The 25788-nt window shown below is 44.5% G+C and carries 22 protein-coding genes and 1 pseudogene; 11 read left to right on the top strand and 12 right to left on the bottom strand.

Going from position 1 to position 25788, the window contains the following annotated elements:
* Positions 1-47: 47 nt before the first annotated feature.
* From HNR44_RS17890 to hpaE, 6 genes are all read right to left on the bottom strand, one after another.
* Positions 48-170, bottom strand: a complete 123-nt coding sequence (locus tag HNR44_RS17890; protein ID WP_281381442.1) for a hypothetical protein — start codon at positions 168-170, stop codon at positions 48-50.
* Positions 171-301: 131 nt separating this feature from the next.
* Positions 302-1204 (bottom strand): 2,4-dihydroxyhept-2-ene-1,7-dioic acid aldolase, encoded by a 903-nt coding sequence (gene hpaI, locus HNR44_RS16105; protein WP_184405389.1) that lies wholly within the window; start codon positions 1202-1204, stop codon positions 302-304.
* Between the two features lie 18 nt (positions 1205-1222).
* Complete coding sequence (locus HNR44_RS16100; protein WP_184405388.1) at positions 1223-1687, bottom strand: flavin reductase family protein; 465 nt, start codon at positions 1685-1687, stop codon at positions 1223-1225.
* Positions 1688-1713: 26 nt separating this feature from the next.
* A complete protein-coding gene (hpaD, locus tag HNR44_RS16095) occupies positions 1714-2694 on the bottom strand; it encodes a 3,4-dihydroxyphenylacetate 2,3-dioxygenase (protein WP_184405387.1) in 981 nt (326 codons plus the stop codon).
* A 14-nt stretch (positions 2695-2708) separates the two neighbouring features.
* Positions 2709-4184, bottom strand: coding sequence for a 4-hydroxyphenylacetate 3-monooxygenase, oxygenase component (gene hpaB, locus HNR44_RS16090; protein WP_184405386.1), 1476 nt, complete (start codon positions 4182-4184; stop codon positions 2709-2711).
* A 20-nt stretch (positions 4185-4204) separates the two neighbouring features.
* The gene (gene hpaE, locus HNR44_RS16085; RefSeq protein WP_343069568.1) at positions 4205-5701 is read right to left on the bottom strand and encodes a 5-carboxymethyl-2-hydroxymuconate semialdehyde dehydrogenase; all 1497 of its coding nucleotides are present in this window, start codon (positions 5699-5701) and stop codon (positions 4205-4207) included.
* Positions 5702-5891: 190 nt separating this feature from the next.
* Here hpaE and HNR44_RS16080 point away from each other — a divergent pair, with 190 nt between their 5' ends.
* From HNR44_RS16080 to HNR44_RS16035, 10 genes are all read left to right on the top strand, one after another.
* Complete coding sequence (locus HNR44_RS16080) at positions 5892-6779, top strand: LysR family transcriptional regulator (protein WP_184405384.1); 888 nt, start codon at positions 5892-5894, stop codon at positions 6777-6779.
* A gap of 362 nt (positions 6780-7141) precedes the next feature.
* On the top strand, positions 7142-7819 hold the full coding sequence (locus HNR44_RS16075; protein ID WP_184405383.1) for a GntR family transcriptional regulator: 678 nt from the start codon (positions 7142-7144) through the stop codon (positions 7817-7819).
* Positions 7816-8580 (top strand): fumarylacetoacetate hydrolase family protein, encoded by a 765-nt coding sequence (locus tag HNR44_RS16070; RefSeq protein ID WP_184405382.1) that lies wholly within the window; start codon positions 7816-7818, stop codon positions 8578-8580. Before HNR44_RS16075 ends, HNR44_RS16070 begins: the two co-directional genes overlap by 4 nt.
* Positions 8581-8593: 13 nt before the next feature.
* Complete coding sequence (locus tag HNR44_RS16065; protein ID WP_184405549.1) at positions 8594-9340, top strand: fumarylacetoacetate hydrolase family protein; 747 nt, start codon at positions 8594-8596, stop codon at positions 9338-9340.
* A gap of 16 nt (positions 9341-9356) precedes the next feature.
* Positions 9357-9740, top strand: coding sequence for a 5-carboxymethyl-2-hydroxymuconate Delta-isomerase (locus HNR44_RS16060; protein WP_184405381.1), 384 nt, complete (start codon positions 9357-9359; stop codon positions 9738-9740).
* Positions 9741-10197: 457 nt separating this feature from the next.
* Positions 10198-11238: a hypothetical protein gene (locus tag HNR44_RS16055; RefSeq protein WP_184405380.1), complete on the top strand. Its 1041-nt coding sequence runs from the start codon at positions 10198-10200 to the stop codon at positions 11236-11238.
* A 3-nt stretch (positions 11239-11241) separates the two neighbouring features.
* Positions 11242-12159, top strand: a complete 918-nt coding sequence (locus HNR44_RS16050; protein ID WP_184405379.1) for a LysR family transcriptional regulator — start codon at positions 11242-11244, stop codon at positions 12157-12159.
* Between the two features lie 168 nt (positions 12160-12327).
* Complete coding sequence (locus HNR44_RS16045; protein WP_184405378.1) at positions 12328-13260, top strand: TAXI family TRAP transporter solute-binding subunit; 933 nt, start codon at positions 12328-12330, stop codon at positions 13258-13260.
* A gap of 8 nt (positions 13261-13268) precedes the next feature.
* Positions 13269-13754, top strand: a complete 486-nt coding sequence (locus tag HNR44_RS16040) for a DUF1850 domain-containing protein (RefSeq protein WP_184405377.1) — start codon at positions 13269-13271, stop codon at positions 13752-13754.
* 4 nt (positions 13755-13758) lie between these two features.
* Positions 13759-15933, top strand: coding sequence for a TRAP transporter permease (locus tag HNR44_RS16035; protein WP_184405376.1), 2175 nt, complete (start codon positions 13759-13761; stop codon positions 15931-15933).
* Between the two features lie 178 nt (positions 15934-16111).
* Here the strand turns inward: HNR44_RS16035 and HNR44_RS16030 are convergent, their stop codons facing one another.
* On the bottom strand, positions 16112-16561 hold the full coding sequence (locus tag HNR44_RS16030; protein WP_184405375.1) for a hypothetical protein: 450 nt from the start codon (positions 16559-16561) through the stop codon (positions 16112-16114).
* Between the two features lie 313 nt (positions 16562-16874).
* Between HNR44_RS16030 and HNR44_RS16025 the strand changes: the two genes are divergently transcribed.
* Entirely contained in the window at positions 16875-18629 is a 1755-nt protein-coding gene (locus HNR44_RS16025; RefSeq protein ID WP_184405374.1) for a GMC family oxidoreductase, read from the top strand.
* Between the two features lie 149 nt (positions 18630-18778).
* Here HNR44_RS16025 and HNR44_RS16020 read toward each other — a convergent pair whose 3' ends face one another.
* The 5 genes and pseudogenes from HNR44_RS16020 to HNR44_RS16005 form a co-directional block, all read right to left on the bottom strand.
* Positions 18779-20932, bottom strand: a complete 2154-nt coding sequence (locus HNR44_RS16020) for a Xaa-Pro dipeptidyl-peptidase (protein WP_184405373.1) — start codon at positions 20930-20932, stop codon at positions 18779-18781.
* 450 nt (positions 20933-21382) lie between these two features.
* Complete coding sequence (locus HNR44_RS18130; protein ID WP_425489463.1) at positions 21383-21631, bottom strand: FIMAH domain-containing protein; 249 nt, start codon at positions 21629-21631, stop codon at positions 21383-21385.
* A gap of 18 nt (positions 21632-21649) precedes the next feature.
* A pseudogene (locus tag HNR44_RS16015) lies at positions 21650-22891 on the bottom strand (exo-beta-N-acetylmuramidase NamZ family protein); the annotation flags it as partial.
* Between the two features lie 186 nt (positions 22892-23077).
* Entirely contained in the window at positions 23078-25309 is a 2232-nt protein-coding gene (locus tag HNR44_RS16010; protein WP_184405371.1) for an FIMAH domain-containing protein, read from the bottom strand.
* A gap of 48 nt (positions 25310-25357) precedes the next feature.
* The coding region (locus HNR44_RS16005; RefSeq protein WP_184405370.1) for a M28 family peptidase at positions 25358-25788 on the bottom strand (431 nt) is incomplete at its 5' end.

Genomic DNA, 25788 nt, shown 5'->3' with positions numbered 1-25788 from the left:
GCCTTTTTTTGTGATGAATATGATGAGTTCCCTTAGGAGCTAACTTCCTATTTTAAAAGTTCACGAATATTTCCCGGAATGACTTCTTCTGTTACTGCTTTTCCACCGATATCAGGCGTAATTACACGCTCTATTCCTTTTTCAGGTCGCATCGAGCATTTTCGTGTCAAGCTTTTCTTCTCCGAGATGATCAAGCATCATTTTCACTGCTACATCTTACCTTTTCGGCCTACACCTACTCGGGTCTTTCTGTCCTCTTACACACTCTTAAAAAGAAAGTTTCTTTTCAGCAGCTACGAGACTACACTTCAATATAATATTCCTGCAACGTTTGACGGATTTTACCTTGCAGTTCCTCAGATGGTAGATCCATTGGTAATCTAAGAGCAGGATCGATTTTACCCATCATCCCAAGTGCGGCTTTTACCGGTGCTGGGTTCGTATCCATAAACAATACATCGTTTAATGGCATGAGCTCATAGTGCAGTCGCTGGGCTGTAGCAACATCCCCTTCCAACCAGGCATTATGAAGGTCTGCAACTTTTTTCGGTTCCACATTGGCGGTTGCACTGATTGAACCAGATCCTCCAATGGCAAGCATCGGGTAACAAAGCAGCTCGATTCCTGAGAAAAGGAGAAAGTCTCTTCCGCACTTGAGAAGCACGCGGTTGACATGCTCAAAATCTTTGTTTGATTCTTTTGCCCCGATGATGTTCGGGCAATCCTCTACTAACCTTGCTAACGTATCGACATGGAGATTTTGTGCAGTGCGGCCAGGGATGTTATAAATGATAATCGGAATGTCAACAGAATCTGCAACGGTCTTAAAATGTCTATATAGCGCATGCTGGTTCGGCTTATTATAATAAGGAACGATTACCATGGCAGCATCGGCACCCATTTCTTGTGCCCGTTTTGTCAAATGCATCGTCTCGTCATGATTTGTAGAGCCTGTTCCCGGTGCTACCGGCACACGTCCATTTGTCGTTTGAATTGCTGTTTCCATCACCTGTTCACGTTCAGTAACTGTAAGTGAGCTCGGCTCCCCGGAAGTTCCTGTCACAGAAATCCCGTGGCTTCCATTTTCCAACTGGAATTCAATCAGTTCAGAAAGTTTGTTAAGATCGAGTTCGTGGTCATTTGTAAATGGCGTGATTACTGGGGCAATCGAGCCTTTTAACCTTGATTTAATAGCTTCGTGCATGTCTGATTCCTCCCCCATTTAAGCTTCTTGTAATTGCTTATAACAACCCTCGTGAAATGCTAGTGGATCGCCGTCTTGTAATTCCAGATTCTTGACTCTACCTACAAATAGTGTGTGATCCCCCTCAACATAGCTATTATGAACATCACACACAATGGAAACCAAGGAATCTTCAATCACCGGCAGCCCTTCAAAATAATTAAACTCAATATCGGGTGCATCCTTTTTCTGTCCGGCGAAAATCATTGACATCTCCTTTTGCTCATTCGAGAGCACATTGACCGCGAACTGGCCTGATTGCTCAATGGCTTCTTTCAGTCTTGCTTTATGAGCCACTGAAATCAATATAAGTTTAGGATCCATCGATACAGACATAAACGCATTCGCAGTCATTCCGCGTACATCGCCATCAACTTCAGTCGTAATAACGGTCACGCCTGTCGTAAATTTTCCCATTGCTGCTCGAAACATTTTATCGTCCATATCTTTTCACCTCATTATGAATGATTTTAGATGACAAATGTCGGTTTCTTCTTCTCTAAAAGAGGCTCTGATACATTTACATTTTTCAAACCATCAAGGTCCAAAAACAAAGAGGCCTCTTCGAACCAGCTATCGGGTGCTTCATGTCCCCAAAATGTTGCACGTTTCGGATCATCCAGATCCCAACGTTTTGGCTTGAAATCGGGATCACTCGTCAAGTAATCTCCATTGTACAGTTCAACACGATGACCGTCCGGGTCTCGTAAATACAGGAAGAAAGCATTCGATAGTCCATGGCGGCCGGGCCCACGTTCGATATGGGGGCCGTAATTCAATGCTGCCAACACATCGCAACAATCGATCAAGCTCATCGGATCACGGAGCCAAAAACCTACGTGATGCAAACGCGGTCCGAGGCCATTCATAAAGGCGACATCATGCACACTAGGCTTTCGATGGAGCCAAGCAGCCCAAATCTTCTCATCTTCCGTTGCTGTATACTCTGAACATCTGAAGCCAAGCTCGTTAATGTAAAAATTGTAAGCTGATTCTACGTCCGGGATCATACAATTAAAATGATCGATGCGTTGGACTTTCCCCCCTTTGTAGAGGTCATAACGCTGAAGCATGATGTCCACGGATTCCATATCAGCATAAAATTCGAGTGTTAAACCTGAGGGGTCTGTCGTCCGTAACGTCCGGCCAAGAGCTTTTTGTTCCCCTGCTTCTTTCCAGGTGATTGGCTGCCCCTTGCTTTCAAAAAAAGAAGCAAGGGAATCCAAATGCTGGTCATCCGCTACTTTGTAGCTAATGACTTCAACGACCGGGTCATCACTTTTTTTCAAACAAATGCTATGATGATTATGCTCTTCCAGGCCCCGTAAATAAAGGTGGTGTTCATTCCGTTCTGTTTCGATGAAGCCAAGCGCGTCGTAGAACGCTTTTGAACGATCTAAATCTTTAACATGAAAAATCACACGCCCGGCACGAATAATATCAAAATTCATATAGCCCCCTCCTATTATGCTTTGGCATAGCTTGGTTTAGATGACGTGGTTTGATTTAAGAAATCTTGAACGTACGCTTTATATGGTTCTTTATCAAACGCATCGAAATAACTCATCCCCATCTTGATCGGATCTCCAAAGAAATAATATTCATAGTGCATTTGGCGGCTTCCAAATGAGCTTAATGTGAGATCCCAAGCTAAGCGGAAGAGCTGTACTCGCTCATATCCTTCCAGGTTTTTCGCTTGGAGTGCACGGTTAACAATCGGTCCGAGCTCTTCATGCTGGAAATCGGCCTCTGTTGGAATTCCCATTAAACCGGAAGCTCCAAGGATCCTAAGAATTTCAACCATACGTGGATAAACGCGCGGATACCAGTTTCTTGCTGCATTTAATGCATCAAAATCCGGTGTCATCGTTCCCCATTTGTCCAGCTTTGCGTTATGCTCGGCACGGAAAAGATGAGATTTCATCGTTTCCAATGTAAGCATGATTTCCGTTCCTTTATCCTTCACGTGCTGGAACCCATCGATGCCAATGGAATCCATAAGATTTAGGACCGTACCTAACAGGAACTCTGTTTTTACAACATTTTTCGCAACCACTTGGTGGGACATATGCACGACCGCATTCGTTTCCAAGAATGTACGGTTACAGATTGAAGAGTTTCCGCAAACAAAGACCCGATCCCAAGGTACGAATACGTTATCAAAGTAAACGATCGCATCCCCTTCTTCAAAACGACTGCTTAGTGGGTGGTCCCATTCCGACTTACCATAATCAAAGGATTCACGGCTAATGAACTTCAATCCAGGCGTGTTGTTTTTCACTACGAACGCCAGAGAATACGGGTCATCAAGTTCCCCAGCCGGCTTGACCGTTGATGGGAAAACGAGAATTTCATCCGTAATTCCGCCTTGTGTTGCGAGCAGCCGCACTCCATCTACAATGATCCCATCTGAGCGTTTTTCTTTTAAATGAAGGGCAACGTTTGCATCTTTTTGTTCGTGCTGCGCTTTTTGCCGATTGACTTGAGGGTGTATGAGCGTATGCGTTAAGCTGACATCGTTTTCTCTAGCGTACTCGTAGTAATGACGGGCATTATCTGCAAACATTTGGTCATCTTCGGCAAATAGATCATTAGCAACGCCCATGGCCATCACTTCAGCATTCAAATAATCCGGAGAGCGCCCCATCATGCCGCCAGAAGTTTTTGCCCACTCCTGAATCGCCTCTCGTCTTTTCACAAGATCATCGATCGATGCTGGACGAAGGAAGGTCATGCCTACTTTATCTCCGCTCGTTGGTGATGTGTAAAGCATCTTCTCCGGTTTTTCGTGCTGCAAATCGTACAAGCCTGCCATGGATTCAACCACATTTTGAAAAGATGGATGGGTGGTTGGATCATCCACACGCTCGCCATGAATGTAAACGTTGTTCTTTGCTTCTCTTAATCCTTGTCTATATTGAGCTCCCGTTTTCGCTGGCATTTTGAATCCATCCTTTCGATTTATTTTCCAAATTGAGGGATATGGTGATCGCCTAAGGCCACATGAATCACTTGTTGCTCTGTATAAAATTCAAACGCATAATAACCGCCTTCACGGCCGATACCACTGTGCTTTGCGCCTCCAAATGGCGTACGTAAATCACGTACATTTTGCGCATTCACCCAGAGCATCCCGGAATCAATCGCTTGGGAGACACGATGTCCGCGCTGAATATCTTTCGTCCAGACGTACCCCGCCAGTCCATAACGTACATCGTTTGCTTTTTCTACAACTTCTTCTTCACTCTCGAAGGTCATCACAGCAATGACAGGACCAAAGATTTCTTCTTGCACACAGCGCATTTCATTGTTGGCGTTGAGCAAAAGCGTCGGTGCAATGTAATTGCCACGGCTCAGATCAGATGGGATATTTCCACTGTAAATGTCTGCTCCTTCTTCTTTTGCAATCTCTAAATAACCGCGGACGTTTTCACAATGGTTCCTGTGAATGAGTGGGCCCACTTCCGTTTTATCATCCATAGGGTCGCCGACCTTGATGTTGTCCACACGCTCTTGTAAGCGCTTCACAAATTCTTCAGCAATACTTTCCTGAACATATAGTCGAGAGTTTGCCGTACAACGTTCCCCATTAAACGAGAATATTCCCCACGTACAAGCATCCAGAGCGCGATCAATATCAGCGTCATCAAAAACAATAATCGGTGACTTCCCACCCAATTCCATAGAGAAACGCTTCAAGGCGTCGGCTCCATTTTTCATAATTTCTGAACCGGTTGTCGTTTCCCCGGTAAAAGAGATAAGTGGTGCATCAGGATGAGAAACAAGAGCCGCTCCGGCTGTTTCCCCGTAACCGTGAACGACGTTAAAGACACCATCCGGCAAATCTGCTTTATCGATGATCTCCGCTAAACGGTTCGCCGTTAATGGGGACCACTCCGCCGGCTTTAATACAACCGTATTTCCCGTAGCGAGGGCTGGAGCAATTTTCCACGTTTCTAACATGAAAGGTGCATTCCACGGTGTGATTAACCCAGCTACACCCACGGGTTTTTGAATGGTATAGTTGAGAAATTCATCATCTACCGGATACACATCCCCAACTAAACGGGTAGACACCATCTCTGCATAGAATCGGAAGTTTTGAGCGGAACGGGCTACCATCTTTTTTGTTTGTTGGATCGGCAATCCTGTATCATAAGACTCTAGCGGTGCGATCTCTTCGATATGCTCATCAATAAGATCTGCAATTTTATAGATATAGCCTAAACGCTCCTTTAACTTCATCTGCCCCCATTCACCTTTGAAAGCTTTTTTAGCTGCTTGAACCGCCTGGTGAATATCATCAGAGCTACCTGATGCTACTTGATTGATAGGCTCATTGGTATATGGACTCAAATTTTCAAAAGTTTCATTCGTCGAGGATGGAACGAATCCCCCGTTAATGTACTGTTGAATCGTCGTAATGGCTTCAATGGTTTTTTTTCCTGCTTCACTTATATGCTTCAATTGTAAGCTCAAGATATTTCCTCCTTAACAGATTCTTCCTGACCGACCAACTCCAATAATTTTTTGAATTCATTTAACTGTTGTAATGTTTACGCTTTCAATATATCATGGAAAAATAAATATGATAAATATCTATAAAATAGTGTTTCGATATGAAAAAGATATGGGAGGTCTCATAACATTGGAAACGAGACGATTGCGTTATTTTAAAACCATTGCAGATGAAGGTCAGATCACCCGTGCCGCTAAAAAATTACACATTGCACAACCTCCTCTAAGCCAGCAGCTCAAACTATTGGAAGAAGAACTCAATGTTACGTTATTCGAAAGAAATGGGCGTTCTCTCGTATTGACCGAATCTGGCGAGGCGCTGTATCGTAAAGCTTCTTTTATTTTAAATGAGATTGAAGATACGATTGTAGAAGTCAAAGCTGTAAACAGTGGTGTGAAGGGTGTACTCAAGATTGGAGCTAATAAGTCCTGCTTCGCTTATCTTCTCCAACAGGTCACCTATATTCGCGAGCGGTTTCCAGGCGTACAATTTAAGATTCGGGAAGGAGATACGTATACCCTTACAAAAGAAATCGAAGAAAGGGAGATTGAACTTGCGATTCTGCGATTGCCCGTCAATGAAGAAGACTTTTCCACCTTACTGCTCCCTCCTGAACCTTATATGTTTGTCATTTCTGATGAGTGGGAAGGTTTTGTTCAAAAAGGAACGAGCATTGAGATGAAAGATTTAGATAACATTCCCCTCCTTCTACTTCATCGCTTAAGTGGAAAGGGCCAATTTGAAATTGTGACAAATGAATTTAAACGACTGGGATTTACCCCAAATGTTGTGGTGGAGTGTCCGGATGCCGCGATGCTTTTATCGCTCACTGCAGCAGGCGCTGGCGGAACCATCGTACCTCGATCAACGCTTGAAGCTTTTTCCCATAAGAACTTGAAAGTTTTCGAGCTAAAAGATTTTCACGCTCAAGCAGAAGCTGCCCTCCTATGGGCCAAAGATCGTTACCTATCAAAACCTGCACGTGAAGTGATTGCCAATATGGAGGAACTTTATTAGAGGTTGTTCAAACACCCGGGACAAAGGTGCTCACGTGTGAAACCATTCCCCGAGAAAGAAACCCACTTTTCCTTCGTGAGAAATGGATGCTTTCGTGGTGACAAACAGGATGCACGAAGCTACGTTTTCTAGTGCACCGGTCCGAAAGTTCTTTCTTCGTTCAGCTAATGAATGCTGCGCTGTGCCGAAAAAAGTTCCTCAAGCGCTGAATACCGATCCCGTGTCTTACGCGCCCGATCATTCGCCCAAGGACTTTTCATGGACGGGAAAGTACTCTTGAAACGTTGCACTCGTCTTTTTATCTTTGAAATCGTTTGCATTAAATCATTGAAATCATATATGAAACCATATATATTAGAAACATGGACACAAATGAAAATAAGGTCAATAAGACCCAATACGCCTATGAAGTTATCCGCACTCGCATTTTAGACGGCATTTACACGCAGGGGCAGCGTATTATCATTGATCAAATCGCAAGGGAGGTTGGCTCAAGTCACATTCCTGTACGAGAAGCCTTACGCCAACTCGAGTCAGACCAACTCATTGAACATCAGCAAAATATCGGTGCTGTTGTCCGTTCCATTAATGACAACGTTTACAAAGAGTCGCTTGAGCTGCTGGCCATTCTTGAAGGGTACGCTACTGCAAACAGTGCCCCCTACCTACGTAAAGATGACATTGAAGAACTTTATACGATTAACCAAAAAATGAAAGAAATCGTACAGTCCTATGAGCTGCAAGATTTTGGGGAACTGAACAAAACCTTTCACATGGCTATTTACAGTCGTTGCCCAAACCAACTGCTCGTTCAGGATATTACGAAAGTATGGGAACGACTGGACAGTGTTCGTAATGGAGGCATAAGTTTTTTCCCAGCGAGAGCTCCGCAATCAGTCACTGAACATGAAGAGCTGCTGAAAATGCTGGTGGAAAACAAGTCATCTCTTGAGATCGAAGCATTTGCTCGTCAACATAAACTCAATACATTGCGTGCATTTGAAACCATACAGAATGACAGGAGGTGTGTTCAACCATGAATGCTAAAGCATTAATTCAAGGTTCATCCCTTACCAAAAACCTGGATGTCCAATTTACAAAAAACTGGGACATTTGTGACGAAAATGGAAGAGTGAGAGACACGGAAATGAACTGGGAAGTTCCGGTGACAGGGACGATTTACGGTGTAGCTCTCAACTACCGGGAAACGCTGCAAGCTTATGAATCAGCCTTTCAAGAAAAGCCTTATAATAAGCCCCCTGAAGCACCCGTTCTCTACATCAAACCAAAAAATACATGGACACCCCATCAGGCACCCGTTTATGTACCAGAGGATGTTAGTGAATTGCAGACAGGTCCGGCTCTCGGAGTTGTTTTGAAACAAACAGCCACCCAAGTAAGCCCTGAGGACGCCCTCGATTTCGTCGCAGGTTATACCGTTGTCAACGATGTACATATTCCGCACGAAAGTCTGCATCGCCCGGCGATTAAAGAACAAGCACGGGATCGTTTCTGTCCGATTGGACCGTGGGTGTTGAATACATCAGAAATCTCGGATCCTGATCATTTACAAATAAAAACGTACGTAAATGATCAACTTGTGCATGAAGCAAATACTTCATCACTTGTTCGCTCCGTTCGCCACCTCATCAGTGACGTAACTGCTTTCATGTCACTTGGCAAGGGGGATGTTTTGATGGTTGGTGTCCCACACGGAACCCCAAGGGTAAAAAGCAGTGATACGGTAAAGGTTGAAATTGAAAAAGTAGGAATCTTGGAAAACACGATTCAGCCGGAATAGGAGGGAGCAAGTGATGAGAAAAGGACGCATTGCAATTGGTGGCAGTATACAAGAAGTCGTACAACAAGAAGACGGTGTACAATTATCAGACGGGCGTACTTACAAGGAAGAAGAAGTCACCTGGCTTCCCCCCGTCGAACCGCAAACGACATTTGTTTTAGGGTTAAACTACGCCGATCATGCGAGTGAACTTGCTTTTGAGCCCCCCAAAGAGCCCCTTGTTTTCTTAAAAGGGCCGAACACGTTTATCGGACATAATGCTGAAACCAAACGACCGGAAGAAGCGACACATATGCATTACGAGTGCGAGCTTGCCGTTGTCATCGGCAAACAGGGAAAACATATTAAACAAGCCGAGGCTTATGACTATGTTGAAGGCTATACAATCGCCAATGACTACGCCATTCGCGATTACTTGGAGAACTATTACCGTCCAAATCTAAAAGTAAAAAACCGCGATACCTGTACGCCGATTGGACCCTGGATCACAAGTAAGGAAGCCATACAAGACCCTATGAATCTCGCCTTGCGAACAAAAGTCAACGGCGTTACCACCCAAGAGGGTACGACAAAAGATATGGTCTTTTCTATTCCATTTTTAATCGAATACTTAAGCTCATTTATGACGTTACAACCAGATGACGTTATTCTTACTGGTACTCCGAAAGGGCTTGCCAAGGTCAATGCAGGAGATATTGTCGAAGCTGAAGTCGAAGGCCTCGGCACTCTCAAAAATACGATTATTGCAAAACCAGAATAAGGGTAGGAGGTCATTAATGCCCCACTTAATTCTTGAATATACTGACAACCTTGACGCACGAATATCGATCCAAGACGTTTTACGACATTTAAATGAAACACTGCGGGCAAAAGAAGATGTTTTCCCCACAGGCGGCATCCGCGTTCGCGCCATAAAGCTCGAAAACTACGTCATTGCTGATGGTAAAGAGGATGACGCCTTCGTCCACGCCACTTTAAAAATCGGACCTGGGCGTACATCTGAGCAAAAAGAAGGTGTGGGCAACGCTTTGTTTGAAGTGCTCAAAAACGATTTCGCGAGCATCTATGAATCCAGCTACCTCGCCCTATCGTTGAATATCGAAGAATTTCCCGTAGGTGGGAACTTTAAGCAAAATAACTTGCATGGGCGATTTCGGTAGGAAGATGGAGATACCATAAGTTCCCTTTTTGGTACACTTTTTCACTTTTAGTTGTAAAGAGTACAGAGCGAACGCTTAAGATATCTTGTTTAGATAAGTCTATAGAGCGGTAGGTGAATAATCTAAGTCTATATCCCTTCTCTGGTAAGTAGTTCCCCCTAGCTGATACATACAGTTAGGGGTTTTCAGTGTTGGTAGGCATCGCCCCAAGTTTTTTATCCGTTGAGTTGAACCCTCAACGATTTAGAATATGCCCTTCCCTTGCCCTTTATCGGGCTTATTATCTCCCCTGCCACGAAACAAAAATCTCCCATCAATTCTCTTCATGAACATGATCTGCTTATCTACTTCTTTTTATCATGCACACCTTTTATAAATATATAATGATTAATTATTTTATAAATTTTCCTAATATATGATATCTTATTAATAACAAAAGAACATAGGGGGACGTAGGATGGCCGATGGAGAAATTGCACTGGTTCCGTATGGGCTTGGCCCAATTGGAAAAGAAATTCTAAAGAAAGGCATCAGGGATGATGCGTTTAACGTCCTCGGTGGTGTCGATATTGCCCCGGATTTGGTGGGTAAGCCTCTTACAGCCATATTTTCGGAGGCACCGGCAAATGCGTTAATCGTTTCAGATGTTTCCGAGCTTTCTAGTATTGCGCAATCTTATCAGCAAAAAATTGCCGTCCATGCCACCGGATCAAGTGCCCCGACTGTTTGGCCGCAGATCCGCCAATTGCTTGATTTAGGATACCATGTCGTTACAACTTGTGAAGAAATGCTCTACCCTTGGGACCGCTACCCATCACTGAGTCAAGAAATCAATGATTATGCGAAAAGTAAGGGGCTTTCTGTAATTGGCACAGGGATTAATCCCGGATTTGTCATGGATACCCTCCCGTTAATGGCGACAACCGTAACCGATCAGATTCAATCCGTCAAAGCGATTCGGCAAGTGAATGTAGGCGAGCGCCGGGTGCCCTTACAGAAAAAAGTCGGTATCGCGAAAAGCGAAGAGACGTTTCGAGAACTCGCAAAGGAAGGAAAAATTGGCCATGTAGGCTTGGAGGAAACCGTTCGAATGGTTGCCGCCGGGTTAAACGTCCACATTGATGAGCTTACAACGAAGCTAGAACCAACATATGCCGATCAAGATTACGAACTATCATGGTGTCAATTGGCTCAGGGCGACGTAAGCGGACAATATCAAAAAGCGAAAGCGACGACTTCAGAGGGACGAACCATTGAAATGGAGCTAACGATGGCTTTAGGCATTGAACAAAAAGACGAGATGATAATCAAAGGTACGGACCCGGTTCATCTCCTGATCCCAAATGGCATTTTCGGGGATACTGCAACCGCTTCCATGATCATTAACACCGGAAAACGGCTCATCACACAGCAACAATCCGGATTATTAACCATGATTGAAAATGGTTTACCATTCCACAGTGTTCGACCTTTTCCGAGCAATAAAGAGCGGGTATAAACGATGAATTTACTCTCCTTTCGCTATTTTCTGGAGGTCGCCAACACCCTGAATTTTAGTGAGGCTTCCAAGCGCTTGCATGTGAGCCAGCCAGGTTTAAGCCAACAAATATCAACGTTGGAAAAAGAAATGGGCTTTAAACTGTTAAAAAGGACAACACGTCAGGTGTCTCTTACCGAAGAAGGCGCTTACCTTTATGAAAATTTACAACCGTCTTTTAATAAAATCGAGAATATCATCAATGATATTGTTCAATTCAAACAAATTCCACAAACGACGGTTCGAATCTCATCTGTCCCATCAGCGGCAAGTTTATGGGTCCCGAAATTACTGAAAAAAATGCGTACTACATTGGGGCCTGTCGAACTATATATAGAAGAGACAACTTCAAAAGCAGCCATTCAAGCAGTCAAGCAGCAACAAAGTCATATAGCATTTATTCGTACACCTACCGATCCAAATGAATTGCGTGATCTGGATATGATGGCTTTGGAATTGAGTCAACACCCCTTGCGAGCCATTCTATCAAAGAACCATCGACTTGCCGGGAGTGAAGCCATTCATCTCGAAGATCTGAAGTATGAATCTTTTATTCACTATCACCCGAATAATTCACCGTCTCTTTATTATTTACTAGAGAGAGCATGTCTGGAAGCCGGTTTTGTGCCAAATACACTCTGTGTCGGGCCTGAGCTCATGACCATTGAAAATTTAATCGGCCACGAAATTGGGGTCACATTGATGCCCGACGATATGGCCGGCGTCATGACGGGTGAACTCGTGACAATCGTTCCGATCGCGGAAAAAGATTATATGAGCTCAATCTCGTTAATTTGGGAAGAATCACCCTATACTCCTTTTATTACACAAGACGTTGTCAATATGGCAAAAAAACTATTTTCACATTATATCCAAGACTAAGATCTTTTCGTCCAATGTAGGCAATGACATGGCAGTTGGATGTCTTGAAAGTACCTCGGTTCCAAGCGTCACCCCTACCTATTTTACTGCGCAATATGCGAGTTGACCTCTTTTATGACTTTCCAGGGGGTCTTCTCGTCAAAATGATGAAATGGAGGTCTTATATTTATGAAAAAGTTTCTGGGAGTATGCACCATTGGTTCGCTCGCGTTGATATTGTCGGCATGTGGGGATTTTGAAGAAGAGCTGGAAATTTTAACGGGTGGGGAACAAGGTGCGTATTACCCATTAGGCGGTCAGCTTGCTACATTAATTAATGAAAATGTGGAAGATTACGATGCGTCCCATTATGCGACGAGCGCTTCGGTCGTAAACCTAAACGATATTGCTAGTGACCAGGGAGACCTTGCTTTAACGCAAAATGATACCGCTTACTATGCGGTCAACGGGGAAGTTGATTTTGAAGAACCCCTGGAAGGGTTCGGCGGCATGGCTACTCTCTACCCGGAAGTTATCCAAATTGTAGCCACGGAAGCATCTGGCATTGAAACCGTGGATGATCTGGAAGGCATGAGTGTTGCTGTCGGGGACGCAGGTTCAGGAACAGAAGTGGTTTCCCAACAAATTCTCGAAGCCCACGACATTACGTATGACGATATTACGGTGGAATACCAGGACTTTGAAAACGCTGCCGATGGCTTGCAAGATGAAAATATCGATGCCGCGTTGATCGTTGCAGGAACACCGACGGGCGCGATTGAAGCGTTGTCTGCCCAACAGGATATTACAATGGTTAACGTCGACGAAGAGGTGACTAACGATCTGATTGACGAATATCCGTACTATACCGAGCATGAGCTAGAAGAAGGTTTGTATGGGAACGAAGAAGCTGTGAATACGCTCGCTGTGCAAGCTATGCTTGTTGCCCATGACGAGTTGGATGAAGAGGTCGTTTACGAAGTCATGGAAGTAATTTTTAACAACACGGATAGCTTCGCGACTGCCCATGAGTCCGGCAGCTATATTGATCTCGAGACCGCTCAGGAAGGAATGCCGATTGATTTGCATCCCGGTGCGGAACAGTTCTTTGAAGATCAATAGGTGACAACATGAGGAGCATCGTAGCATTTTTTCAAGGGAGATGGAGAGTCTCCCTCATCTTCCTTGCCACCCTTCTGCTATTGGCACTCTTTTGGGAGCAAGCGCCGAAGTTACAAGTTGTAGCTACAGACTCCAATGACGTTTTATTCGAAGAAGAGATTGAGCCGGGAGATACGTTTTTTCATGAATATATCCATTCAGTTATGAAAACACCGATCCGGGAAGTTTTTGAGATCAACGATAATTTCGAAGTCGTCCCGAAAGAAACGTGGACCCAGGCCTTCGGGGCCGGCATCCCCTATGAAGGGAGCGACTCGATCCGTAAAGAGGATGACTTTTACGTCATTCCCGATGATGGCAGAGTCGTTGAAGAGTTACGATTAATCCCATCCAATCTCTATACACACACCTTTCAATTTAAAAATGAAACGGTCTATTTATCAGAAATAGAAGAAGATAATCGCCGCGTCGTGATTCACGTGCAAGGAGGATAGCGTGATGACAGATACTTCAAAGCAGAACGAAGAAAATAAAGAACCCATCGAAGCTCCGCAAGAAACGCCAGAGCAAGCGCTGGAAGTAGAAGGAAGCGACCGGAGCGTCTTTGGTTGGAAAGCGATACTGATTCTCATCATCTCTGTTGCGCTTTCCCTTTATCATTTATATACGGCCGGTTTCGGTTTGATCGTATCCACAAACCAACATTTATTTATTCACCTGCTCGCGGGCCTTACCCTCATTTTTCTCATATTCCCAAGGAAAAAAGGGCTGGGTCAAACCACCATCGTCTGGTATGACTTGCTACTCGCGAGCTTCGTACTCATTGTGGGTTCGTTTGTCATGCTTAACCAAACCCACCAAACGATATTGCAGGGAAACATGGAGACAAGCCATATGATCGCCGGGATTATCATGATCTTGTTGCTCCTCGAAGCTGCGCGGCGGGTTGTGGGCAAACCCTTATTGATTATAGCTTTTGTATTCATCGCTTATTATTTTTTCGGGGAGTTTTTACCTCCACCTTTTGGGCACGGCCGTGCAAATTTTGAGCAGTTCATTTATGAAATGATGTACACATCAACGGGAATCTTGGGAACACCCTTATCTGTTTCTGCCAATTATGTTTTCATTTTCATTCTGTTCGGGGCGATTTTAGAAGCGACCGGTGCAGGCAAAATGTTTATCGATCTGGCCCTCCGTGCGGTCGGCCATTATCGGGGCGGACCGGCAAAAGCAGCCGTCGTTGGTTCCGGATTTATGGGTTCCATTTCCGGAAGCTCGGTAGCCAACGCTGTCACCACCGGAACATTCACGATCCCACTCATGAAAAAAGTAGGTTTTCGGCCGCAAACGTCAGGCGGGATCGAAGTAGCCTCGTCGTCGAGCGGGCAATTTCTGCCGCCGGTTATGGGGGCTGCCGCCTTTCTGATGATTGAATACACGCCCTACAGCTATGCACAAATTATGATTTCCGCTTTAATTCCTGCGATTTTAACGTATATCGCGATCATCTGGATGGTACACATTGAAGCGGTAAAACACAACATTCATGGACTGCCGAGGGAATCGCTCGTTTCCGGACGAAAAAGTTTGCTACAACAAGGCTACCTGATTGTTCCAATCATCGCGCTTGTGTATTTTGTCATGGACGGCAACACTATCTTTAATGCTGCCTTTTATTCGATTATTATGCTTTTGACGGTTGCTGTTCTCGCCCATCGCCTAAGGGCACGCTTCGGAGCAGGATTGCTGATCGCAGGGGTATTGGCAGGGTTGTCTTATGGAATGCACCACTTATTCGGTTGGCACATTGAAATCTCCATCATGATCGCGATCGGCACCTTTATTTGTGTGTTCTTCGTGCTCTTTCAAAATAAATTCAAGATTGACTCTGCCCCTATTAAATTCGGGTTGCGCGAGTTAATGGTCAGCCTTGAAATGGCGTCACGAAAAGCACTCACCGTCATTGCCGCCTGTGCCACCGCAGGTATTCTCATTGGGATTATTAACTTAACAGGACTATCCGGTTCCCTTCCTACCATCATTGTAGGATTTGCAGGCGATCAATTGCTTCTTGTGCTCTTGTTTACCTTTATCGCCTGTCTCATCGTCGGGCTGGGGCTGCCGACAACGGCAACTTATGTTATTTTGGCTTCCATGATTGCGCCTGCGCTTATCGAAATGGATCTTCCGATTATGGCCGCACACTTATTCGTTCTGTACTATGGTGTGCTTGCAGATGATACACCGCCGGTGAACTTACCAGCCTATGCCGTCTCCGGGATCGCAAAATCCGACCCTATCATTACCGGTGTTCAAGGCTTTAAGTATGACGCCGGGGCCTTATTGCTTCCATTCGTGTTCGCCATGAATACGATCATCCTGTTATTGCCTGAAAATCAAGGAATGTATGCCTGGTATGAAATCACATGGGCCATATTCACTGCCCTGGTTGGCATACTGGCGTTCGTTACCGTCATTCAAAACTATATGTTCGTGAAATACCGCTGGTATGAATTTGTGCTGGCCCTCAGTGCCGCGCTTGTATTCATTTACCCCCCTTTCATTTCCGATCTCATCGGTATCGCGCTCTTTGCGCTACTCATCAGCATTCATTGGTTGCGTAAGAAAGCGATAGACCGTAAGAGCGGAGCGGCAGAGGCCACGGCGTAAACAAGAAGCTTGCCGAGGATTATAACCCCGGCAGGCTGTTCTTTTTATCAGCCGAAAGCTACAATGGGATCCTGCCGCCTTTGGGTCTATTCCCACTTTTCAACCAGAGCTTGCGATTGGTGTCTGAAAAGCATAAGCTAACCCTCACTACATGAGAACAGGGCATATAAAAGTACCGCTAGCGCTCCCTTATTGCTTCGACCTTTCCTTTAAGGTCGAAAGATCTTTTAAAGAGAGACTTAATATCACTCTCGTGATGATCGATGGTTCCCTTAATATCCGTCAAATCTTCTGTAACTTTTACCAATTGTTTATTTGCTGTGTCCTGCTTTTTTTCTACCCTATCTAAGCGATCATTTACATCATCAAAACGGTCGCCCATATTATTAAAGTGATCATCTACTCGCTCAAATCGGTCATCCATCTTATTAAAACGATCGTCTACTCGCTCAAATCGGTCATCCATCTTATTAAAACGATCATTGACTTCGCTTCTTACCGATTGCAGATCTTCCTTGAACCTTGATTCCATTCCGGCCATTTCTTCTCGAAGCTCTATTTTCATGCCATTCATTTCTGACTGAAGACCCTGTATCGCTGCCAGAAGTTGTTCATTTGTTAAGCTCATCAATTTCCCCCTTCAAACGTATGGATCAATTAAAAAGCAAACCTTAAAGCTACAGGTACTATAATTATATTATACAGAACTAATGTTCGTGAATCAAGTAAAAACAGTATCTTTGGTTACTCCATTAAATCAACAGTGACATATCTCCCTCTAGAAAAAACTGTACCCCCATTTTGCGTCTAAATCCTTTAAATAAATTTTGGAGTTAATGCATCATTTTAACAACCCCCAGATATACTACAACTGATATCCTTATTAGGAAAAATATCTATGATATTAATAGTTAACCAATCATCTTTTTCAGGAGGGTAAAATGCCGACACAATTAGATAAAGTCGATGTACTCGTCGTCGGAAGTGGCTGGGCAGGCGGGATTGTTAGTGCAGAAATGGCAAAAGCAGGATATCAAGTCGTCTGTTTAGAACGAGGCGATGAAAAATCGATCGAAGATTACATTCACGTAAAAGATGAGCTACGTTTCTCAACACGTTATGAAATGATGCAGAATTTATCAAAGGAAACCGTCACCTCCCGGCATAAAAGGGATATTACCGCCCTGCCGGTAAGAATGCAAGATAGCATGATCGTTGGAAATGATATGGGGGGCGGAAGTGTACATTGGGCAGGTGCTACGTTCCGGTTCCTACCCTATGATTTCGAAATCTACAGCCGTACAGTTGATCGTTATGGGGAAGATAAAATTCCAGAAGGGATGACGATCCAGGATTGGGGGATTACATACGACGAATTTGAAGAATATTATACTCGCTTTGAAAAAACCGCGGGAATATCTGGGGAGCCTAATCCTATTGGCCCCTATCGATCAGAAGATTATCCTAATCCCCCGATGGTTGAAACCCCTAATCTTCGTTTATTTAAGGAGGCGGCAGAAAACCTCGGTTATCACCCCTATGCACAACCATCGGCCAACATTACAGAGTTCTATGAAAATCCGGACGGACAGACGATTGCTCAATGCCAGTATTGTGCTTTTTGCGATTCATATGGTTGTGATTATGGTGCAAAGGCAGATCCACTCGTAACTGTGCTCCCGACTGCTCGTGAAACCGGTAACTTTGAATTACGAGCGAAATCAAATGTTCGAAGAGTACTCTATGATGGTAATCAAGCTACCGGGGTTATTTATGTGGATACAGCTACCGGAAACGAATATGAACAACCAGCGGATGTCGTTGTACTAGCCGGTTTTACATTTACGAATACACGTCTTTTATTACTCTCAGAAATTGGTACACCTTATAATCCTGACACACGACAGGGTGTGATCGGTAAAAACTTTACCGGGCAATTCTCCGTTAATTTTTTAGGAGCTAGAGCATTTTTTAATGATAAAAAGTTCAACCTCTATATGGGAGCTGGTGGTTTAGGGGCTACCTTCGATGATTATAGTGGAGATAGTATCGACCATACGGACCTTGATTTTATTCACGGGGGGCATGTTGAGGTTAGACAATACGGAGACAGACCCATCGAAAGTAATAGTGTTCCAAACGGCACCCCATCTTGGGGGCGGGAGTTTAAAGAGAAGTCTTTGTTTTATGCTAATCGAAATATCTACTTGCGCTTTCAACATGGGGTTATGCCTTGGTATCATAATTATTTGGATCTTGATCCTACCTATACGGATTTTTACGGGGATCCACTCCTACGTGTCACCAACGAATATACCGATCAAGATCGAAACCTTTCGTGTTTCGGGATCGATAAATGTAGAGAAGTGGCAGAAGAGATGGGGGCAGATATTGTTGATGTCGATGAAGTCCCTGAACACTTTAGCAACGCGTACATTGGTGCCCATTATGCCGGCGGCGTTATTATGGGTAATGATCCGGAAACATCAGCAGTCAATAGCTATTTACAAATGTGGGATGCTGAGAATTTGTTTGTCGTGGGAGCATCCGCATATCCTCACTTCCCCAATTATCACCCGACCAAAACCGTTGGTGCTATGGCATACCGAGCTGCCGACGGGATTGAGCAATACCTGGACAATGGCGGCGGTTTGCTAGTCAAACGAGAAGAAACAAAGATAAATCGAAAAGCCTGATATGAAAGACTTTCGCAAAAGCTGAATTTCAACCCCCACTTTGAATCGTTAAAATCAACTTAAAACAAGCGATCCCGTACCACTTTTAAAGTGATACGGGATTATTTTAGGATTAGAGCATTCATCTGTTCAAAAAATACATCTATGAACTATTCCCATTTGTTAATCAAAGCATCAGCTTGAGCGTTGAGATGATCAAACACTGTTTCAGAGATTAATTCATTTTCTAGTTGATTATTCAATAGATCCTTAAAACCTCCCATGTGCTGCACGACCTTTTCTGCTTCTCTCTGTTCTTCATAATGGCTCACTGAGGTTAAATGAAGATTTAAGGAACGAACGGTTTCTTCATCTTCAAGTTCTCCATCTTCATTAAATTGCTCAACAATTTCCTGTATACCGGCTGCACTGAGTCCAAAATCAATCGCCTGTTCACCACCCACAACCGGAAGTTCAATGTGGCTTTCTCCAAGGTTGACTTCAATGTCTATTTCATCTTCATTTGGCACGGTATAAGTGGTGTTGCTGCCGGCAATGATAATGCCAATACGGTGGCCAGGTTTAAAAGCGTAATCATGTGTCATTGTGTTCCAACGGAATTCATAGTTTTCGCCAGGTGTAAGTGGGCGGCTTTCCCATACAGATTCATAGTTCTGAGCGTCCATCCATCCTCGTGAGACAATTTCGTAGTCTTGTTCATGGGTTAAGATTTCATGTTTGTGATAACAGGCATTGTCTCTTTCGGTACTTTCTCCCCAACAGTCAACTTCATCTAACATACCCATGCCCCCGGAACCACTTTGATGATCGACTCGTTCATCTTTTCCGTAATCGACAATTAAAGCTGTTAGGTTCATAGCTTCTCCATCCACTGAAGCGTTAATATCCACTTTCGGGGTACCGCTGAATCGTACTTCCTCTTCAAGTTCCGGGGAAAGGAATATTAATCGATTGTCATTATCTTCAAATGGGTCAGCAACGAGCTCGCTTTCTGATTGTGGATCATTCGTAAAGCTCTGCGTTTCTCCTTCCTGAACAGGAGCATCTGTCAGGATGCCTGGACGATCGCCATCTTCAGACCCTAAGTTTAAATGGACTGTGGATGCTTCTGTATCTGGCCAAGAATCATAGGTCTTCCATTCACTGGCAGCCCTTTCTACGTCCGCCATAGGCTCGTCCATGATGCCATTGTCTATATCCAGCAGCTCATGATCGAACCAACGATGAACCGTGTCGACCCACTCCTCACGACGAAAGTCAAAAGGCTCAGTATGGCCCGTCTGTGTCAGCCAGATTTTTCGATCGACATCATGTTCCTCAAGTTCTTCCCACCATTGACCGAAGTGATTGGTTTTTACATTCAAATCATTCAAACCATGAACCAGAAAAACACTGGCAGAAACGTTATCTGCATCATCTAAATAGCTGCGCTCGTCCCAAAAGTCATTGAAATTGCCGCTTTCGTCATCCATGTCTTCAGCCATTTGATCGAATACAGGTTGGCATTCTGATTCCCGCTCAGAATTGACTACTCTGTTTGCCAGGCCATTCGGACCGTTATAGAAATAAAGGAGACCATTGGAACGATAGTAATCATACCAACTGCTGATCGCTGTAACAGGAATAATTGTTTCAAGCCCTTCTACACCTGTTGCAGCAGCTGCATTTGCTAAAGTTCCGTCATAGGATTTCCCGTACATCCCTACTTTTCCAGTACTCCAATCAGCGTTGACATCCCCACCTTCCTCATTACTAGCATCTGCTCTGCCATTAAGCCAATCAATCACGGCTGTTACACTCTCTGTTTCTTCAAAGCCACCCGTCGTCGGACAGCCATCTGATAGACTCGTACCTACCATATCCACATGAATAACTGCATAACCACGTGGAACAAAGTAATTGTCATAGTATAATGGAAACTTCACCGGCGCGCCATCTTCATATTCTTTGAGCTCCGATTCTTCTCCTCGTCCCAGACTTTCATTATAAGGACTGGCAATCATTATGACGGGGACATCAAGACCTTCTTCACTTTCGGCAGGACGAATAATATCCGCTGCAATTTGATCATTGTTTCCATCGCCATTCGTATCCAAATCAGTATCAACGTATACCGTCTCCCTAACCGCATCTTCATAAGAAAAATGAGGTTGAGTGACTCCATCCTCGATAAGGTGAGTCACCCTTTTATCTGTTATATCCTGATTTTGTTCAGCTGAAGACACAGCAGGGAAGAACGATGAAGACGCAAAAGCAAGTGCAAACGCCATCATCATAGACTTGGAAAAATATCGCTTGGTCATTTCAAAACCACCTTTACCCTTTTTAAACATTAAAGAGAATAGTTTCTAAGATTGTGAGCTTACAAGTGCAATGTTTCAAAAGTTTCTTTTCCGTCCATTGAGAATTCCTTAAACGAATGGTCGAGTGCGTCTAAACCGGATTCGGTGCGGGGGATAGGTTTTTCGGCGCAACAACACGTTTATTCGGCGCACTGGGCATATTATTCGGCGCTTGGGGAATGTTTTCGGCGCGGGGCACAGCATAGCCGAATGAAGTAACAACTTCTGGCACGGTGCACTAGTTTTGTAACGAGTGCTTTCCCTTGGTGCTGTAGTTTGCCAAAGCTTCGTTAGTGATCAGAGAAAGCACCTATAAACCCTTCCACCACTATTGCTTAGTCTCTTGCTTTTACCTGGCATACCGACCATAAGGTAAAAGATCCAGGGAATCTAGAAAGCCCCTTTTTCCTATCATTGCCACTGCATCATGAAGGTATCTACATCTTCCTTGAGTGTGTGATACGCATCTTCGGAAATCAGATCATTTTCCTGCTGGTGATCGAGTAAATGGTAGAGGCTTTCCATGTGTTCGACGACTTTTCCCATGTTCCCTTGCTGTTCAAAACGTTCCACGGTAGTCATGTGATTCAGCCATGCACGCGCAGCTTCTTCGTTAGCAAATGCTCCCTGCTCCACATAATCCTCTACAAGGGCTTTTATTTCTGATACACCATCAAAGTAAAGAAGATAGTCGATTCTTGTTTGTTTAAATTCTTCTAATTCTTCTTCCCACATCCCGGTAATTTCTTCGATTGCTGTCCCGTTTTCCAGTTCCTCACGAATCCAGCTATTTCCGATCAAACTGTCGAAGAAGTCCGTAAATTCAAATTCATCCGGGTAGGTATCATGAATCATTTTCACGATGTGGAGTCCTGTCTCAATGGGTTCATATTCTTCGAGATCCTGGACATGAATCTCAATTCCACCGGAAAGCTCTCCCTCATGTTTCGAGAACATAGGGGTAAAATACGCGGCCCTAAATTGAACGCCAGGGAGATCTAGTGCATTTAAGTCTTCTGCCAGCTCTGTGCCATCAATGAATGGCGCCCCGATCAGTTCAAATGGCTTCGTTGTGCCTCTTCCTTCCGATACATTCGTTCCTTCAATAAGGGCAGCTCCAGGGTAAACGATGGACGTGTCGAATGTGGGCATATTCGGAGACGGGAGCACCCATTCAAGTGGTGTGTCATCATAGTACATCTCACGCTCCCAGCCTTCCATTTCCACAACGGTAAGGTCAGCGTCAAGATTGAACTCTTCATTGAATAACATGGCTAATTCGCCAACAGTCATTCCGTGGTGCAAAGGAATCGGGTACATCCCAACAAACGAAGAATATTCCGGTTCAAGCACCGGCCCTTCTACACCCAAACCACTAAGGGGGTTAGGACGATCGAGAACCATCATCCCAATATCATTCTCACCAGCTGCTTCCATGGCATAAGCCATGGTGTAGATGTAAGTGTAAAAACGGGCACCTACATCCTGAATGTCGAACAGGAGAATATCCACATCTTCTAACATTGCTGGTGTTGGCTTTCTTGTATCTCCATACAAGCTGTAAACCGGAAGGCCTGTCCTTTCGTCAATATAATATTCGACATCATCCCCTGCCTGAGCGTCTCCCCTCACACCATGTTCCGGACCATACAACGACACAAGGTTAACGTCCTGATGCTGGTGCAATACATCCACAATACTGTTTAAGTTTTGATTGACCCCTGTAGGGTTTGTAATCAAACCGACGTTTTTATCCTTAATCTCATCCAGTTCATCTTCAAGTAATACATCAACACCGAGTTGCAAATCCTCAGGGTTATTCGTATCTTGGTTCTCCCCACCAACATCGTTAGCCGCAGTCGCTGATAGTGTTGACACCAAAAATACACTTGCTAAAGCCATCACTGACCACTTTTTCATGTAATGCCCCTCCATCTTACCTAAAGTTTGGAAACATCTATTACACAACTTAACCAAATCATTCGAAGGTCCATGACGATGTGATAAGCTTCTATTTATTGTGACCAACTTATTTTCCTCATTTAATAGTTAAATAGCATCCTCTGTGGCAGAAACGCCTAACCACAGAGAATGGTGGCGTTTCTTCTAATCTAACTTCTCGATCAATTCATTTGTATACATATAGAGCGTGTCAAACGCTTCTTGAGAAATCAGCACATTATCTAGCTGATGATCGAGCAAATCTTTAAAACCTTCCATGTGAGTGATCACTTTTTCTGTGTCACCTTGCTCTTCATAATGACTCACTGCAGTTAAATGCCGCGTTAAGGAACGGGGAGCTTGACTATTTTCAAACACTCCCTCCTCTTCATATTGTTCAACAAGTGCCTCCATACTCGCTGCACTTACTCCAGCGCCGCGATCGACGGATGCTGCTTGTTCTGCATCGGTCTCAGAGGTGGCAGTGAACGTTAGTTGAGAAGGAACTTGTTCATGTTCGGGAAGATCGACGTATACCGGAACATCAACCGATTCTCCAGCCTCTACTTCAATAACGTCATGCTCTAACATGTACTCCCATTCATCTTCAATGTCGACACTAAGACGAATCAAGTCTGTCTCTTCGCCATTATTGGTCACACTGAAGTTATACTCTGCTACTCGCCCGGGTTCGGCTCGTACAACGGTATTCTTGTCCACATCTACACCACGTTCATATGGGCCAGCTTCATCCATATGACGGACAGCTGTACGATAAGAAAGAGCCCCATCTTCATCATAATTTTTATCTAATACATAAAAATGAAGGCGGTTATGCTCATCTTTATATTCGCTAACGACCCCATCTGCAGTTCCTGCTTTAAAGAGGGCATCAGCTAACTGTTGATAATCACCCTTCGAAAGCATTTGCGTTGTTCCATCTGGTCTTTCGAAATCCACTTCGTTGATATCCTCAGGATGAGCGTCAATCGCCCAAATGAACGGCGGCCTCTCTTCATCTTTCGTCTTCGCGAGCAGCACACCCGCATCTGGCTGGAAGGAGTCAAAGCCGACCTGATCAACTACCTCAATCGTGTAGTTATCGTACCAATCTTCGCCCGCTTGCATATCCGCGCGCCAATCATCCTCCAAATCATTTTTAGGCGTCAAATCTTCATCCATAGTGATGTTAATACCGTGTAATTCATCGCGATTAAATTCAGGCCCTGACGGTACGGCACGCGCTAAAATATCCTGGAACACTGGCCCTTCTGCAGCCAGATCATCACGATCAATCTCAAGGTAATCTTCACCTTCAGTAACGAAATCCTGTTTAATTTTATTTCTGAGCATATGATGAGAAGGTGCGCTGGACCCTTCCGTTGCCGGAATCATCCAACGAGTGTGAGGGCCGCCTGGTCCATTGAAAGCCCCCCGGCTCATAAGTTCCCAAGGTCCTGAATAGGAACGGGATACAGGGTCAGCATATGGATTGTTGTAGTTATCCCCCAGCCCTTCAATATGGCCAAATTCATGAGCAAAAACAGATTGACCGCTATTTTCAGCCTGGACAGATCCACCCGGATAGGCATGAGACCAAATACTTTTAGCCGCAAACCATGAGGTCCAATCAACATAACGGGTCGTAGCCGAGTTTGGGTGATCTTCGAAAGGTGATCCGAATTCATCCGTGACGTCCTCAGGGGACTCGAACATCATCTCCCCAAATTCCTGCCAAAGAGATGATTCATCATAACCTGAATGGATAATGAATTCAAAGTCATAGTCCACCCCAGAGGCTTCAATGTCTTCTTGAGCTGCTTCCTGAGCATCAGGAACCAAATGTTGTGTGCTATAACCTTCAGGCATATTTTCTTGTTGCCCAAATTCGTTGAGCCCATACTGAAATTCCTTATGTTCCAATGTATAAGGGCCAAAGGCGTCCAGTTCTACAGCCCAACCCCCATAGGAATTTTCTCGCCAAAACTCATCGACTGTTCGGTAGTTATTAAGCGATTGAGGAGTGTTCAGGAAATCCTCCCACCATTCCCCAAGCTCTTCCTCGGGAATTTCACTCGCAGCGATCGGATTTCCCGCCGGATCGGATCCTTCAGGCTGACTCAAAATAAATTCCTGGTCAGGGAAGTCAACAAGTATTAGGGCCCCCCGGATTTCCCGATCTGCTTCTATTTCCGTATCCCGCCAATCAATCCCCGGTACTGGTTGGTAATCGTCCCACGTCATATCCCTCGGCAATACCCAGGACTCTTCATCGACTGGATCTGGAAATTCCGATAACCCCGCATGTGCATATGCTGTTGATCCGCTCTGAAGTATGGGGGAAATAACGAGAGGAAAACCCGCGAAAAGCAAAAGCGATGTTTTTCCCAGTTTCATAGCATCATAACCTCCGATATCCTTTTTTATTTAAAACCAAGCGTTGTCCTATGAAAGAATAAGATCAGATACTGCCGAATCGATGAGATCACCGACCTGTTGAATCTTTTCAGGGCTCACATTATCGATGGTGTCCTCCGGAGTGTGGTACCAAGGCTCTAAATCATGGGTTCCAGGTTCCCTCCAGATAAAATTCGCAGCATCAATGCCCGCTTCATGAAACGCAACATGATCAGACGCCCCTCTTTCGAAAAGGAAAAGGATGTCGTTATCTAACCTTTGGGCAGCTGAATCTGCCTGCTCCCAAACCGTATTCGGTTGCCCATCTACCACATTTACATATAATTGAGTGGCCGGTTCCCAGGCCGTTCCAACCATATCCATATTAAAATTGGCCACACTGCGATCAATTTCCGAATCAGACAACTGATCTACATATTCAAACCCGCCGACTAGACCAATCTCCTCGGCACCAAGAG

It is taken from the genome of Geomicrobium halophilum, from assembly GCF_014207655.1.
Taxonomy (GTDB): Bacteria; Bacillota; Bacilli; order Bacillales; family Marinococcaceae; genus Geomicrobium; species Geomicrobium halophilum.
Note: the sequence above shows the minus strand (reverse complement) of the source record. Positions and strands in the feature narration are given on the sequence as shown.

Excerpts from the sequence above, each read along its gene's own strand:
- HNR44_RS16025 (WP_184405374.1), top strand. The coding sequence starts at position 16,875 with ATGCCGACACAATTAGATAAAGTCGATGTACTCGTCGTCGGAAGTGGC.
- hpaB (WP_184405386.1), bottom strand. The coding sequence starts at position 4,184 with ATGCCAGCGAAAACGGGAGCTCAATATAGACAAGGATTAAGAGAAGCA.
- HNR44_RS16040 (WP_184405377.1), top strand. The coding sequence starts at position 13,269 with ATGAGGAGCATCGTAGCATTTTTTCAAGGGAGATGGAGAGTCTCCCTC.
- HNR44_RS16055 (WP_184405380.1), top strand. The coding sequence starts at position 10,198 with ATGGCCGATGGAGAAATTGCACTGGTTCCGTATGGGCTTGGCCCAATT.
- HNR44_RS16045 (WP_184405378.1), top strand. The coding sequence starts at position 12,328 with ATGAAAAAGTTTCTGGGAGTATGCACCATTGGTTCGCTCGCGTTGATA.
- HNR44_RS16010 (WP_184405371.1), bottom strand. The coding sequence starts at position 25,309 with ATGAAACTGGGAAAAACATCGCTTTTGCTTTTCGCGGGTTTTCCTCTC.
- HNR44_RS16070 (WP_184405382.1), top strand. The coding sequence starts at position 7,816 with ATGAATGCTAAAGCATTAATTCAAGGTTCATCCCTTACCAAAAACCTG.
- HNR44_RS16020 (WP_184405373.1), bottom strand. The coding sequence starts at position 20,932 with ATGACCAAGCGATATTTTTCCAAGTCTATGATGATGGCGTTTGCACTT.
- HNR44_RS16075 (WP_184405383.1), top strand. The coding sequence starts at position 7,142 with ATGGACACAAATGAAAATAAGGTCAATAAGACCCAATACGCCTATGAA.
- HNR44_RS16065 (WP_184405549.1), top strand. The coding sequence starts at position 8,594 with ATGAGAAAAGGACGCATTGCAATTGGTGGCAGTATACAAGAAGTCGTA.
- HNR44_RS16030 (WP_184405375.1), bottom strand. The coding sequence starts at position 16,561 with ATGAGCTTAACAAATGAACAACTTCTGGCAGCGATACAGGGTCTTCAG.
- hpaI (WP_184405389.1), bottom strand. The coding sequence starts at position 1,204 with ATGCACGAAGCTATTAAATCAAGGTTAAAAGGCTCGATTGCCCCAGTA.
- HNR44_RS16035 (WP_184405376.1), top strand. The coding sequence starts at position 13,759 with ATGACAGATACTTCAAAGCAGAACGAAGAAAATAAAGAACCCATCGAA.
- HNR44_RS16050 (WP_184405379.1), top strand. The coding sequence starts at position 11,242 with ATGAATTTACTCTCCTTTCGCTATTTTCTGGAGGTCGCCAACACCCTG.
- hpaD (WP_184405387.1), bottom strand. The coding sequence starts at position 2,694 with ATGAATTTTGATATTATTCGTGCCGGGCGTGTGATTTTTCATGTTAAA.
- HNR44_RS16060 (WP_184405381.1), top strand. The coding sequence starts at position 9,357 with ATGCCCCACTTAATTCTTGAATATACTGACAACCTTGACGCACGAATA.
- HNR44_RS16100 (WP_184405388.1), bottom strand. The coding sequence starts at position 1,687 with ATGGACGATAAAATGTTTCGAGCAGCAATGGGAAAATTTACGACAGGC.